General features: G+C 33.0%; 14 protein-coding genes and 4 pseudogenes. 13 read left to right on the top strand and 5 right to left on the bottom strand.

What is annotated here, in order from left to right; genetic code table 11:
- The first annotated feature begins 6 nt into the window (after positions 1 to 6).
- A complete protein-coding gene (locus CLU97_RS00300) occupies positions 7 to 687 on the top strand; it encodes a hypothetical protein (RefSeq protein WP_121486201.1) in 681 nt (226 codons plus the stop codon).
- Between the two features lie 4 nt (positions 688 to 691).
- On the top strand, positions 692 to 916 hold the full coding sequence (locus CLU97_RS00295; protein WP_147436385.1) for a hypothetical protein: 225 nt from the start codon (positions 692 to 694) through the stop codon (positions 914 to 916).
- A gap of 437 nt (positions 917 to 1,353) precedes the next feature.
- Here CLU97_RS00295 and CLU97_RS00290 read toward each other — a convergent pair whose 3' ends face one another.
- Entirely contained in the window at positions 1,354 to 2,334 is a 981-nt protein-coding gene (locus tag CLU97_RS00290; protein ID WP_121486199.1) for a zinc-dependent alcohol dehydrogenase family protein, read from the bottom strand.
- Between the two features lie 719 nt (positions 2,335 to 3,053).
- Between CLU97_RS00290 and CLU97_RS00280 the strand changes: the two genes are divergently transcribed.
- From CLU97_RS00280 to CLU97_RS00255, 8 genes and pseudogenes are all read left to right on the top strand, one after another.
- Positions 3,054 to 3,554, top strand: coding sequence for a hypothetical protein (locus CLU97_RS00280; protein ID WP_183084484.1), 501 nt, complete (start codon positions 3,054 to 3,056; stop codon positions 3,552 to 3,554).
- Positions 3,555 to 3,781: 227 nt separating this feature from the next.
- Complete coding sequence (locus CLU97_RS00275; RefSeq protein ID WP_228437422.1) at positions 3,782 to 4,324, top strand: hypothetical protein; 543 nt, start codon at positions 3,782 to 3,784, stop codon at positions 4,322 to 4,324.
- A gap of 4 nt (positions 4,325 to 4,328) precedes the next feature.
- The gene (locus CLU97_RS00270; protein ID WP_147436383.1) at positions 4,329 to 4,631 is read left to right on the top strand and encodes a hypothetical protein; all 303 of its coding nucleotides are present in this window, start codon (positions 4,329 to 4,331) and stop codon (positions 4,629 to 4,631) included.
- A gap of 299 nt (positions 4,632 to 4,930) precedes the next feature.
- Positions 4,931 to 5,260: a hypothetical protein gene (locus tag CLU97_RS00265; protein ID WP_147436381.1), complete on the top strand. Its 330-nt coding sequence runs from the start codon at positions 4,931 to 4,933 to the stop codon at positions 5,258 to 5,260.
- Positions 5,261 to 5,539: 279 nt separating this feature from the next.
- On the top strand, positions 5,540 to 5,809 hold the full coding sequence (locus tag CLU97_RS00260; protein WP_121486194.1) for a hypothetical protein: 270 nt from the start codon (positions 5,540 to 5,542) through the stop codon (positions 5,807 to 5,809).
- A gap of 44 nt (positions 5,810 to 5,853) precedes the next feature.
- Positions 5,854 to 5,904 (top strand): annotated as a pseudogene (locus CLU97_RS24305) (hypothetical protein); the annotation flags it as partial.
- Between the two features lie 32 nt (positions 5,905 to 5,936).
- Positions 5,937 to 6,107, top strand: a complete 171-nt coding sequence (locus CLU97_RS23505) for a hypothetical protein (protein ID WP_183084483.1) — start codon at positions 5,937 to 5,939, stop codon at positions 6,105 to 6,107.
- Between the two features lie 42 nt (positions 6,108 to 6,149).
- Positions 6,150 to 6,374, top strand: a complete 225-nt coding sequence (locus CLU97_RS00255; protein WP_121486193.1) for a hypothetical protein — start codon at positions 6,150 to 6,152, stop codon at positions 6,372 to 6,374.
- A gap of 521 nt (positions 6,375 to 6,895) precedes the next feature.
- On the opposite strand, the gene CLU97_RS24270 is transcribed toward CLU97_RS00255, so the two are convergent.
- The 3 genes and pseudogenes from CLU97_RS24270 to CLU97_RS24300 form a co-directional block, all read right to left on the bottom strand.
- Positions 6,896 to 7,153 carry a hypothetical protein gene (locus tag CLU97_RS24270; RefSeq protein WP_317125969.1) on the bottom strand — a complete coding sequence of 86 codons (258 nt, stop codon included), beginning with the start codon at positions 7,151 to 7,153 and terminating at the stop codon, positions 6,896 to 6,898.
- Positions 7,154 to 7,270: 117 nt separating this feature from the next.
- Positions 7,271 to 7,348 (bottom strand): annotated as a pseudogene (locus CLU97_RS24265) (hypothetical protein); the annotation flags it as partial.
- A gap of 165 nt (positions 7,349 to 7,513) precedes the next feature.
- A pseudogene (locus CLU97_RS24300) lies at positions 7,514 to 7,884 on the bottom strand (hypothetical protein).
- A gap of 1,609 nt (positions 7,885 to 9,493) precedes the next feature.
- On the opposite strand from CLU97_RS24300, the pseudogene CLU97_RS23885 reads away from it, so the two are divergent.
- Together CLU97_RS23885 and CLU97_RS23880 are read left to right on the top strand one after the other, a co-directional pair.
- Positions 9,494 to 9,727, top strand: a pseudogene (locus tag CLU97_RS23885) (XRE family transcriptional regulator); the annotation flags it as partial.
- A gap of 170 nt (positions 9,728 to 9,897) precedes the next feature.
- Positions 9,898 to 10,116 carry a hypothetical protein gene (locus tag CLU97_RS23880; RefSeq protein ID WP_228437420.1) on the top strand — a complete coding sequence of 73 codons (219 nt, stop codon included), beginning with the start codon at positions 9,898 to 9,900 and terminating at the stop codon, positions 10,114 to 10,116.
- A 308-nt stretch (positions 10,117 to 10,424) separates the two neighbouring features.
- Here the strand turns inward: CLU97_RS23880 and CLU97_RS00240 are convergent, their stop codons facing one another.
- Positions 10,425 to 10,835, bottom strand: a complete 411-nt coding sequence (locus CLU97_RS00240) for a hypothetical protein (RefSeq protein WP_121486192.1) — start codon at positions 10,833 to 10,835, stop codon at positions 10,425 to 10,427.
- Positions 10,836 to 12,399: 1,564 nt separating this feature from the next.
- Between CLU97_RS00240 and CLU97_RS00230 the strand changes: the two genes are divergently transcribed.
- Positions 12,400 to 14,001, top strand: coding sequence for a T9SS type A sorting domain-containing protein (locus tag CLU97_RS00230; RefSeq protein WP_121486190.1), 1,602 nt, complete (start codon positions 12,400 to 12,402; stop codon positions 13,999 to 14,001).
- Positions 14,002 to 14,005 lie beyond the last annotated feature (4 nt).

The raw sequence follows: 14,005 nt of genomic DNA, 5'->3' as shown, positions 1-14,005 counted from the left end.
CTTTATATGAAAAAAATCTTTTTATCTTCAATTATTTCTATATTAGTAATGTTGATGTCCTGCACGAAAAAAATTCTGTCTGAAAAAGGCGGGATTGACATTATTTCCAATGTGTATTTCGATGCCTCGAAAGGCTTGGAAAATATGCGGAGTTTTCATATTTCAAAGCTCAATTATAAACATGATTCGATTATAGAAATAGTTCCCGAGTTGGAGTTTCCTAAAGTAACAAAGGCAATTTATTTCATCAAAGACTCGGTTTTTTATGATCTGGAAAATGATCATACATCAGCTGTTTTATCAGAGATACAAAAAAAGCAAAAACCAATTTCAGTTTATGCCAAAGCAGCCGGAGCAATTTTCTCGAAAGTTCCGATCCTTAATTACAGGAACCGCAGGAAACTAACCGATACCGTGCTTTTTAAAAAGCATTATAAGCGTTTTGAAATTAACTCTCCCTGGAACTATACCCGGTATTACATTTATCCCACCGATACCATTCTGCCTTATTCCTTTTACAAAGGTGTTGATTATGAGTATAACGGAAGAATTGAAAGGATAGATTCTTATGATAAACAGAAAGACATTTTTGTGTCCATGCAGCTAATTCCGCGAAAGAACTGGGATTTGGAAGCTGAAGAAATTTTTAAGTTTAACCGCTTTATTGAAAGCAGGAAAAAAAAGTAATCATATGTCTGATTATCCGAAACAGGAATCCTCTAACCCTATAGAAAATCAGTTTTCTGCAAGAATCATCAGCCAGCTAAGTCCACACAAATATAAGTTTACCGAATATTTTGAACAAAAAGGGATTTCAAAAAATCTTATTCACCAGAATACGGCCCAGATTTATTATCAGTATGAAGGGAAAAAATATCTCGGCGTAGCAATACCAAATCATTCCGGTGGATTTTAAATTCTATATCCGGAAAACCCTGGCTTAATTGGCATATCTGGTATCTCTCAAATGATTCTGTAATAATCTGTTCAGATTTTCTACAGATCTCTTTTTTTGTTAATTTTGAAAGTAATGTATGTTAGTCAATAGCACTGAGGATTATATTTAGTTTATACTCTTCATTGGGATTAAAAATGATAGGATGAAGAATAACCATTTTAAACTGACTTCGGGATAAGCTTTGATAAAACGCAAAGCTAAACAAAAGGATTAATTTTTTATAATGTCGCATTGTTTAATTTAAAAGCGTTTCAAAAAGTAAATATGTCTTTTGTGATAAATTAATTATATTTTGATAATCAATTATTTAAAATATTGCTTATCCCGAAATCAGGCTAATATTATATGAGCCAACTAGTAAGTTGAGTCAATTTGTTCCGAATAAAAAGAACAAATTATTGAATGTCTATTACAATTCTTCCGCAGGATGAACCATCCCAAACTGCTTTGTAAGCAAATAGAGCAGTATCAAGACTGAATGTCCTAGGATCTAGCATTGGAATTATTTCTTTTCTTTCAATCATAGTTGAAATTTTGGCTAAAATTTCACCATGATGATTTCTTTTAATTCCTTTTAGGAGAGGAATTAAAACAAAAATCCCATGGAAACTTGCTCCACGGAACGAAAGTGCAGCCATTTGGTGAGAGTCAAATCCAACACAACTTGCAACATTTCCATAATGTTTTACAGCTTGAAATGATTCGTTTAAAGTTTCTCCCCCTACCGTATCATAAATAACATCAAAACCTTCTCCTTTTGTATAACGGGATATATAATCTTCAATTGTTTCCTGTTTATAGTCTATAGGAATACCCCCTAATTTTTCCACTATATGTCTTTTTTCGTTGGATACTGTTGTATATACCTCCGCACCATCAATTTTTGCTAATTGTAATGCCATATGTCCAACACCTCCAGCTCCACCATGAATTAGAACCTTGTCTCCAATTTGGATTTTAATTCTATCTTTTATACCTTCCCATGCCGTCAATGCTACCAATGGAACAGCGGCAGCTTCTTTCCATGTTAAATTATTTGGCTTTTTTGCTATAAGGTTAGCATCTACTGACACATATTCAGCTAAGGTACCGCCAGAACCGAAAACACCCCCCACAAGGCCATATACTTCATCTCCTTTTTTAAAGTTAATAACATCCTCTCCAACATCTTCTATTACTCCTGCCATATCTGTTCCTAAAATAGCGGGTAAATTTGGAGTAGCATAAGGAGCTTTTCCTATACGAATTTTATTATCAATAGGATTAACTCCGCTAGAATAAATCTTAACTAATACTTCATTTTTTTCTACATGTGGTATTGGCAGGTTTATTTGTTCAAAATCTACTCCATACTTGTTTAAAACTAATGCTCTCATATTTTATTTATTAATAATAATTTGTAATTTTTTTAAAAATAGTTGATATTACTCTCTTTAATAAAAAAAAAACCCAAACGACGTATATTTGGTGTTAAAATGCGTTTGTGTGGATTGTGAATATGATTAAATATATAAATAAACGTGTTATGACGCAGAATAAATTAGAATGGAAGCTTGCCCGATTTAACAATCTACTTTTAAAATATTAAAACATAGTTTAGGATAAGCGATATTTTAAATAATTGATTATCAAAATATAATTAATTTGTCGCAAAAGACATATTTACTTTTTGAAATGCTTTTAAATTAAACAATGCACTTCGCTACAAAAATTTTATGTTATTTTGATATATTTTGCGCATTTGTTAAATTAAATTTTGAAAATCAAGCAATTAGTCCTTTTGTTTAGGTTTACGTTATAAGTTTGCAATAAATCAGAAGGATTTCTTTAGTATTGACCTTACAACTTGTATAGGTTTACTGATTCCTATTAATCAAATTTGTCTGATATTCATTTATTTAAACAAGAAAATCCAGATGAAAAACGAACGATCCAAGTTAGACCAAAATAATCCAAATAATCATTCTGATTTAGATGTTATTACTGCTTTTGAAGAAAATGAATTAAAGAGTATTCTTGACAAAGCAAAAAACATCCTGAAAAACTCATTTTTCCAAATGAAGAAATTCAAAATTTATTCCATCACAAGATTGATTTGTTTGATAACGAGCACTTAATCACTGATGCGCTAAAGGAACTGACTAATTACTATAGTAATATTGATAACGGTGAATTATTTTATAGTCAATATGAAAAATTTCAAAGAGCTGTAGAGCATATAGGGTATACATTGGATTATGAGCCTGCTTTTGTAAAGTTGAATTTTGAAGAAGTAAAAAATCAGTACGGTAATTATCATTTCCAGACTTTCTACAAAAATTATGGAATCAATACGGCAGAAATTGTTGAAAAATCCAACTTAGTTTTTGACAAGCCGGAATTCAAAACTGCAGCGATTAAATCATTGGAAAAAGGAAATATTGTCAAAGTGAAATTTGAACTTGATGACCAGGTTATCGAAGGAAAAGCCGTTCTAAACCCTCAGTACAAAAATCTAAATCTATACGACAACGACATGAACCGCATTAACACTAACAAATCATTGCAAGGGCTGGAAAATGAGAATAAGCATGAGAAAGGCAATGTAAGAGAGTAGAATTGGTCCAGAGGAATTTAGATTGATATTTATTAAAACCCATAACAAAGTGGTACAAGTATCTTTTATCGCTTTTTTTAATACCTTTATATGAAAAAAATCTTTTTACTTCAATTATTTCTCTATTAGTAATATTGCTGTCGTGCACGGAAAAAACTCCATCTGAAAAAGGAGGGATTGACATTATTTCCAATGTGTATTTCGATGCCTCGAAAGGCTTGGAAAACATGCGGAGTTTTTACATTTCAAAGCTCAATTATAAACATGATTCGATTATAGAAATGGTTCCCGAATTGGAATTTCCTGAAGTAACGAAGGCAACTTATTTCATCAAAGACTCAGTTTTTTATGATTTGGAAAATGATCATACATCAGTTGTTATGTCAGAGATACAAAAAAAGCAAAAACCAATTTCAGTTTATGCCAAAGCAGCCGGAGCAATTTTCTCGAAAGTTCCGATCCTTAATTACAGGAACCGCAGGAAACTAACCGATACCGTGCTTTTTAAAAAGCATTATAAGCGTTTTGAAATTAACTCTCCCTGGAACTATACCCGGTATTACATTTATCCCACCGATACCATTCTGCCTTATTCCTTTTACAAAGGTGTTGATTATGAGTATAACGGAAGAATTGAAAGGATAGATTCTTATGATAAACAGAAAGACATTTTTGTGTCCATGCAGCTAATTCCGCGAAAGAACTGGGATTTGGAAGCTGAAGAAATTTTTAAGTTTAACCGCTTTATTGAAAGCAGGAAAAAAAAGTAATCATATGTCTGATTATCCGAAACAGGAATCCTCTAACCCTATAGAAAATCAATCTTCTGCAAGAATCATCAGCCAGCTAAGTCCTAATAAATATAAGTTTACCGAATATTTTGAACAAAAAGGGATTTCAAAAAATCTTATTCATCAGAATACGGCCCAGATTTATTATCAGTATGAAGGCAAAAAATATCTCGGCGTAGCAATACCAACTCATTCCGGTGGATTTGAAATTCTATATCCGGAAAATCATAGCTTAATTGGCATATCTGGTATCTCTGAAATAAGAGGTATTAAAATGAGATGGTAATTGTTGAAAATGCTTTGGATACCCTATTGTTTCTTCGTCTTTTGAAATGGAAACCGTAAGAATAGAAGAATATTAATCACATTGATTCTACGGAAAATATAGATTTATTATTTGATCGGTACAAGTACTTTGACGGAAAACTTATGCTGTGCATGGGTGGTGAAGCTAATGGAAATGATACAATCCAAAAGGTTTCGGAGCTTTTTGAAGGAAAGAATCTTCGGGACATTCGTCTATTGTAAGCATTTCAGAATCCGGAAACAGCACACTGAATCATTATTTGATAAACAAACTTAACAATGAGCAGAAAATCACTAATTTTAACAGATCAAATATTTCAAAAGATGAAAATACCACCGTTAGATCCCAAAGAATTTCCCAAACTAAGCACGTGGAGTCCGGAATATCTGGACAAAGTACTGGAAAATCTTTCGAGGAAAGCCAATCCTTCCAAGACCGAAATAACGATCCAGGACAAGCAGTGGGCGGCAACAATGCTGGAAATGGAGATGCAGACGCAGAGCGCAACAATCAGGGAGGAGGACATGCAGGAAGATTCGCAATTAGTCCACAACAAAATGATGTTCGAGAAAATGAAGAAGGAGAATATTACATCGCCGGATTATTAGATTCAGCTAGAGGGTACATGAATTAAATGCTCTAATTTTACAGTACAAAATCAAAAAATCACCAATGAACAGTTTGAGGAAGTTGTTTCCGCTGCCTGCTTTATTTGTAATGACAGGAAAGTCCTGCTCAAGGAAAATCTTATTATTACCGATAATTTAAAGAACATCTGCGATCAGTTCAAATCCGGTGGTACTGATAAAAAGAGTAGGGGAGTACTTGATGAATACTATACCAATTCCAGCATTGTTGATGTCGTTGGGAATCTCACCAGAGAGGAGTTGAGCGGAAAAACACGCATTCAGGTTTTAGAACCGAATATCGGAACAGAAAACTTTGTTTATGCAGCCAAAGCTCTTGGGATAAAGGGTAATCTAAAAGCGTTTGAAATCAACGAAATCAGAGCAAAAATTACCAAAATTTTTCATCTCGAAACCGACATTAACCTGTGCTTATTTGAAACGGAATTTATAGGTGAGACGGGAATTAAAAATAATCCGAAAGAATTTAAAGATAAGTATGATCTTATTATAGGAATCCTCCATATGTAGAACACAGGACTTATTACAAAGGATTAGGAGAAGAACCCTCTTTATCTAAATACGAAGATTATTTCGTCAAACGCAGCCTTGATGTTCTCAAAGACAGTGGAATTTTAGCAATGGTACTTCCTTCCGGTTGGTTGAGCAGACAGAAAAAATTAAGCGGAGCCGAGATAAAAAATGCATTCAGGCTCCCGGCTGGAGCCTTGCCGGAACTAAGATCGGAACAGATATCATCATTCTAAAGAAAAATGTTTCCAAACAGTCTCAGGATATTTCAGGATATTTTTCACAAAAATATGAATAGGGTTTTGGGGAAATTAAAGAACGATCCAATCAGTTTGGTAGAATGGAGCCTTACGTCTCCGGAAATCTTCAGGATGCTTTGTTACAAATTGAAAGAATTCGATCTCATAAAAATACTGAAAAAATCGGAAATATTTTTGAATATTACTTCCCACATGAGGAAATTAATGAGCAAGTTGAAGACACCTTGTTGAAAATGACAGACAAAGCACATCCTGTTATTTCTGATATGCTCAAAATAAAATCATTGAAGTTCTCCAAACACTGAATGATATCAAATTCAAATCTTCTTCAATCAATGCTGAAATTCGAAAATATGAAAAGCACAAAACATCAGTTGACACACTTTCAGCTGATCAACTGGATAAGCTTTTTCAGAATGCAGAAAAAATCTTACAAAGGAATGCAATAAAAAATGAAGAATACAAGGTTCAGACATATTATGCTTGATTTTCAGATCTATAAAATTACAGATACATTGGAAAGTTTACGGTTAATTAAATTTTTGTCTCGGTAAACCTATTTCATGTTCCTGAGTATATGGCTTTCTATGGGGCATACTCACATCTTCTTTGATGCTAATTATGTATATAATATTGCTTTTCTTTATCATAAACATATCTGGGGCAGGAATCATCGGCATTTTACCCATCTGATGAATGGTAATAGTAGGTGAAAATCAACTTCAACGGTGTCTAGTAACAGGTAACATCCTCCACCCTGAAAATCATATTGCTTAAGACTGTCAGGAAAATGAGCTGTATCAAAATAGTTACCATAAACATCAATCTAGGTTCCAAAGTACATAATACCTCTTTTTGTCGGAACATGTTTTCTTGAAATCAAATATGCAAGCATTTTCACTTTTTTATGATATTGTAGTAAATCTTTTACGAAAACAGACCCTCTGTATTTAGTTTGCAATAAATCAAACGTGCTGCATGAGACGGGAAATCCAGTCAACTTAATTTCGTCAGAAGCATCTTCAAATGGCTCTCTTTTCAATTCAGGAAGTCGAAGTTCCTGAACGGGCTCTTCAATAAGCATAATTCCTCTATATCCTGTTTTAAAATTTATCAGTAATAACCGAGCTTCCACCAGTAGCTCATCTTTAGGTTTACCAGTAAAACGAAATGCTCCAATGAAAATTAATATTTGGATTTTTTCAAGGCCAACAGGAATACGTCTTATGAAGTCCTGTAAAGATTTGTATCTACCATGTGTTTCGCGTTCTTCAACAATTCCATGTGCTTTCTTGTTTCCAGTCCTTCCAGAAGCATCAAACCTAAAAAAATGTCTTTATCTTGCAGTATGGTTTGATACTCACTTATGTTAACGCAAGGTGGCTGGATATTCTCCCCCCCTGACATTTTTGTCTAAGCTTTTTGATGGAGCGACTTTTGCCGCTTATAGCTCTGCATAAATATCACCGTCCGCTAAGGATACACCTCCGAAATACTGAGCGATTTTGATCACGTCTTCTTGATATACCATGATATCATAAGTTTCTTTCAAATGCTCTTCAAATACAGAGTGAAAATATTCAAATTTATCAGGATAATTGTGCATGAATATGTATTCTTGCATCATTTCATTTTGTGCAACTCCTGGGCAGATGATGGATGAAGTAGCCACTAATGTTCTGTAATCTCCACATTGTAATCTTCTAGTAACCCTCGCATTGCCGGAGATTCGATATAGAAGCAGCCGATTGTTTTTCCTTCAGCTAAAAATTCATTTGCTTTTTTCTCATTCTTGGATAAGGCGGTATCTTTAATATCTACAGTAATACCTCTGGTCTTTTTTTATGAGATTGACTGTGTCATTTATGGTCCCTAAACCTCTTTGAGAGAGAATGTCAAACTGAACAATAGGAAATCCTTTTTGGTCTGTTATTTCAAAGAATATTGTCATTAACAGGGATAATTTCAACACCTGCCCATATTTAATTTTATCTTCTTGGTAACTAGCCTCTAATGAAATATTAAAAAATGGACAATTTTGTTCCATTCTTCAGAAATAATTCTTACATCACCACTTTATTTTCTGCTGTAATTAAATACATTTGTAGCGATAAAGTTAACTAACTATAGAGTTTAACCTTTTGTTTTCTCTACCTCTTGTAACTTTAGTATGAACGATATTTTGCAAAAATAATAATAGTATCCTTTTATACTATTATTAAATGATCTCTAAAAGCATTTAATAACATTAATAGATTCCGTAAACTGTGTGAACCGCGTGGTGAATTCGTATTGGCATTATTTTAAATTAATATGTCAATTTTATTTTGTTTGTTAGCGTAGGTTCTTTTCTTTTGCTAAAAAAAGGTAATAAAGTAATCTATATAATTTAGATGTTTAGTAAAGACGTTAAATCCTATTTCAGTGAGGAATTTTCAGCAAATTTTCTCGATGTAGTAATGGTCACATCTTTCTTAGTTTAGAACTGTCTTATACCAAAATTTTGTAACAACGTGTAAATAAAGAGTAAGAGGTAGATAAATGATATAATTTCTTTAGATAAGTTGGATTTAGTTCAGACAATATTTTAAATTCAGCAATTTTCATTATGATAGTGTAGTTGGAATAGAAATGTTATAATATCTTTCCAAGCTATTTATAATTTCCATACTTATAGAAGTATAGTCAGTAGTTCTATGATTGAAAGTTGTAGTATGAAAATGACCTAGATTATGAAGTAATGATAGTTAAATCATATTAAAGTTACTATTCCTTTTAGAATATATAGAAAGCACAAAATATAAAAACGTTATGAATTTTATAGAGTATGTATAAACAAGTATTCTTTAAATGAAATACGAAGAGTTAAGTTGATTTCATAAAAAAATTGATATGAATAATAAAAAATATTACTTCTATGACGCCTGTCAAAGCGTCCAAATATCTGAAGATGAGTTAATAGGGAAAACAATGGATGAATTGAATAGTTTTTTTACAAATTACCAAATAATAAAATTACATACTACTGAATGTATATTTATTTTAAAAAAATATTTTTTCGGAATGTTTAGTTTAAAATTACACGTATACATATATGAAGATGTAGTATTTAACTACACTATTAGATATTAAAAATTATACAGCTATTTCTTTTATAAGCTGAATCTTTTTTGCATTGTTTCGAAGTTATTAAGTTATTTTTCATATAGTAGCTCTAATCAAAAGAGATTCATAGATATGGGGTCTTATGGAAGGAATATTTTTCAATCAGTCAAACATAGTTGGGAGGCTATTTTAAAATTCTTTAGCACGGAAACCCATATAACATATGCTTTTAAGAATCAAAAAAGAAAAAACTTAACACGAGTTAGAAGATGCCTTAAAGCTTTCGCGTTCCCGTTACTTTTCGTATGAGGACGGAAGATTTGAACCATCCATAGAAATTCTAATCAGAATTTCTAAGCTTTTTCATGTAAGTATTGACCTTCTTGTTTCCGTTGATATTAGAAAATATCCAATGAAAGAAATTCTGCAACTTTCAGATAACAGGATAGTTTTGCCGGTAGTTGTCGACCAATTGGGGAATAATAGTATTAAAATAGTACCTCAAAAAACCTCAATGGGTTATTTATTCGGATACAGCGACCCGGAATATTGAAAGTTTAGAGAGAATTTCATTTCCATTTCTGACCCACGGAAAATATCGAGCTTTTCCAGCTCAGGGAGATTCAATGCCTTCATTTAAAGATGGTTCTTACATCATTGGGAAATTTGTAGAAAGTTTTAATGATTTAAAACAAAATAAGAGCTACATTTTCATAACACTCAATGATGGAATTTCTTACAAAGATTATCGGCAAGAGTGGAAAAGCTATAAGTGTGAGTTCTGATAATTCTTTTTATAAGCCTTATGATATTGCGTTGGAAGAAATTTTAGAAGTGTGGCAATATGCATCAGTAATATTTCCTGAAGATTTTGAGCCAGAAAATTTGGAAAATTACAATCTTAAAGATATCATCATTGAGCTAAGGAGAAATGTCCGATAAAATAATAAAATTTAAGAAAAATACTATTTAGTATTGAGAGTTAATACAAATATGTTTTTAGCATTAATGAGTTAATATTAAGAATAATTCTAATAAGCCTATCTTTTCTCTAAATTACCAAAAAAATATGATTAAAAGTAATAACAACAGTAACTAAGCTGATGTTGTCATTAGGTTTATTTATATCTGAGTCTTGGACTATTTATTAAGATTGCTCAAAATGATAAAGGTATATGCTTAACCAATTGTTAAATACATAAAAAAAATTTGCGGGAAAGACAGACTAATATTGCAACTGATTCTATTATTTAATTTTGGATCATCTTTCCAGTGTCATACATTATAGTCGTTATTCCTTCGGCTACAGAATCAGGAATTACCTTTTTAATACCTTCATAAGATCTGTCAAAAGTTTCAATTGGTGTTCCTTTAGAGTTATACAAGGCAGTATCAGAAACTGAATATTCAGTTTCACTACAATAAGCTGTCCAATATTGTAGAGTATAACCGCCGGCGATTGTTATACCTTTTCTATTTTTTTTCGGAGGTAAAACCATTTTTATCCATGCGTTAAAAGTATCCGAATTCTTTTGTTCAAGGTTTTTGATGTAAGTCTTTGTTCCATCAACTCCTGAACCCACATAGTACCAACCATTGGCATCCTGTTGTGAGAAGTAAAAAACTGGGGCTAGTAAAAATATTAACAGCAGTGTTTTCATAGTGCATTTAGTTAAATAACTCTTTTATAGTTTTTCTAAGGTAGAAACTCATCATCAAATAATTTTTGTAAGCCTCTAAAATTATATAGCTTAAATATTCATATCCATAATTACTAAGCTTTAATGAACTATGCTCTATGAAAATACTTTTTCCATAAACAAACAAATCTAAAAATAAAATACAGAATGTAATTACGGATTTCCGTAAAATGGTTACTTTTTTATTATGAAAAAAAACATTAGCTTTGGTTCATAATTTTTACGATAAAAAAGCGTAAGCTATCAATTTGGACAAAGAAAACTGCGAATCTTCTAAATGTATCCAAAAGAGATAGACTTACGCCCGTGTACCTATACGGGCGCGGGCTGAGTCTTTCTGGATACAGGGTTCTTCGCAGTACCTCTTTGTCAGATTGATTTCAGTTCCGTGCCTTTCGCTTTTATATCGGTTCTTAGATATAGCATAATTTAATATAAAACTAATGAGGAGTCTATTGTATCATCTTAAGGTGAATCTACCGTAAAAGTCACATCTATAAATATGGAGTTTTCCCCATATTGCAGATTAACAACAATTTGTAATTTCACACCGAAAAATCATAAAAAATGAGAAAAATTTATTTCAGTGCATTTACAATATGCACTTTTCTGAGCGTATGCGCTCAGGAAAAAAAATTGGAGAGACAGAATGATATTCAACCCTCAACTCAGAATTTTCTAAGTCAGCTTACGACTACCATAGATGGGCAATACCTGATTACTGGAAGCTCAATTCGGAGCGACAAATTACAACAAGGCAGTAGAAAAAATGGTTGTGATTTTCATTTGGTTAAAATTGTACAGCAAGGGATTGATATTTGTGAAAATATTTTCCAAATAAATTCCAAGAATATTTAACGATCAACAGTATCAACAATGGATATATGCTTGTTAATTATCAGAAGTAAGTGCACCACTTTAAAGGCTTTTAAACAAAAATATATTTTGCTCAAAGAATTAGACAAGAATGGTAAAGTGTTATAAGAATTTTCATAGGTGATTGTGTTGTGGATGAAGTTGAGAAACTTATCCCTGCGATGGACTGCGGAGCAATATTGGAGATATATTCCAAGATTGATGTTTGTAATTTGTAAAGTGCTCCAAGGCCATCGTTAGCATCTATTTATAATAGGATGAATAAAACTTTTGTTAAGGTGACTATTGATTGTAGATCTGATAAAACCTGGAAAAGAAATACTACAATTATAAAAGCTAATATTTGTAAGATCGCAAAATGAGAGAAAAGAAATTATGTTTCCCTAACTTAATTTCTTATATATGCTGTATAAGGAATTTTCCTTTCTTCTTCCGTGTAGGGCTTTAAAGCCTAAGTTCTTTATGACTAAATAAGTAAATCCTGATTTTTTAATCAGGCTATATCACCATTTTTAAAAATAAGCCAATATGAGAATATTCTACCCCTCAGGATAAACCTTCTCCTGTCACATAGAGTCATATTAATGAAGGTAATTAATACCTTATTGAGACTCGTTTTAAAACAAAAAAAATAAAATTCCAAAAAACAATGAAAAAAAACTACACGATTGCACTTTTCTTGTGCGCATTTCTAGGCATTTCCGGCCAAGAAACAGAAGTGATCTGGCAGCGTGATATAAAGTCCAGTACGCAGGATTTTCTAAGTCAGGTTACTACTACCATAGACGGGCAGTATCTAATCACCGGGAGCTCAATTCGGAGCAACCCTTCGACAGGCTCAGGATTATCAGGCCAAAAACAAAACAACGGTTATGATTTCCATTTGATTAAACTTGATCAGCAAGGGAATGAGACGTGGGAAAAATATTTTTCCGGCCAAAATCATGATTATCTGTCCGCTGCAGTCACTACGCAGGATGGCGGATTTCTTTTAGCTGGAACATCCTATTCCGGAAAAGGATTGGATAAAAAAGATGATTCTAAAGGCGGTTCAGATATCTGGCTCATCCGCCTTAATGAATTCGGGGATGAACTCTGGCAGAAGACGTTAGGAACTTCTTCAGATGAAGAGGCAAGAGCGGTTATCCAGACTACAGATTTAGGATTCTTTGTAGCGGGAAACAGGCAAAATATATCCGGGGGCTTTGGCTCAAAAGATATTATGCTTACAAAATTAGACAAGAATGGTAACGTATTATCAGAAATTCTCATAGGTGGTTGTGGTTTGGATGGAGCTGAAAAGCTTATCCCTACGATGGATGGCGGAGCACTATTGGGGATATATTCCAAGAGTGGTGTTTGTAAATTAAAAGCAAGTGCTCCGGTACCATCGTCAGTATCTTCTTATGCTAAAAAGACCGAAAACTATGGCGAAGGTGACTTCTGGATTGTCAAGTTAGACAAAACCGGAAAAATAGAATGGGAGAAGAATTTTGGAGGTAAAGGAGATGATCATTTGAGAACTATGGCCTTAACTTCAAATGGTTTTATTATTGGAGGAGAATCCCGGTCTGAGCGTTCAGGAAATAAAACGGTGGGAACTACTGAAGGGACAGATCTTTGGCTGATTGCTTTAAATGAAAGAGGCGAAGAGCAGTGGCAGAAGTCCTACAATTTTGGGAATCGTGATGTACTTATGGGAATGAATGTCCTTCATTCAGCAGATGATAAGTCTACAAAAGGGATTTTACTTGGTGGCTACACCCCTTCAGAGGGAAGAGCGGAGAAAGATGATAATACTTTTTGGCTACTATATACTGATCAGCTAGGGAACGAAGTATGGAGAAAACATATACCCGGAGAATCCCGACAAAAAGAAGAACGACTTTCTGACTTAAAGCTGAACAGAGACGGTTCTATTATTCTTGCCGGAACCAGCGCGGAAGAGATTGGAAAAGAAAACTGGAAGATTGTAAAGCTTGGAGATAAGCAGGTAGGTGATTTGATTGAAAAATATGACATCAAAATTTATCCTAATCCTGTCTCTGATTATACTTATGTAGAAATTGGAAGTCCATTCAAGGATGCTGAAATTCTCCTGTATGATATGAGCGGAAGACAGCTTCAAAACCTTTCAACTAAGAACAAGGTCACTAAAATTAATACTCAGGCACTCATTCAGGGAGCTTATCTGGTGACTATAAAAACTGATACAGGTAAAACCGCTAATGCCAAATTAATCAAGAAATAAAACA

This window comes from Chryseobacterium sp. 7, from assembly GCF_003663845.1.
Taxonomy (GTDB): Bacteria; Bacteroidota; Bacteroidia; order Flavobacteriales; family Weeksellaceae; genus Chryseobacterium.
Note: the sequence above shows the minus strand (reverse complement) of the source record. Positions and strands in the feature narration are given on the sequence as shown.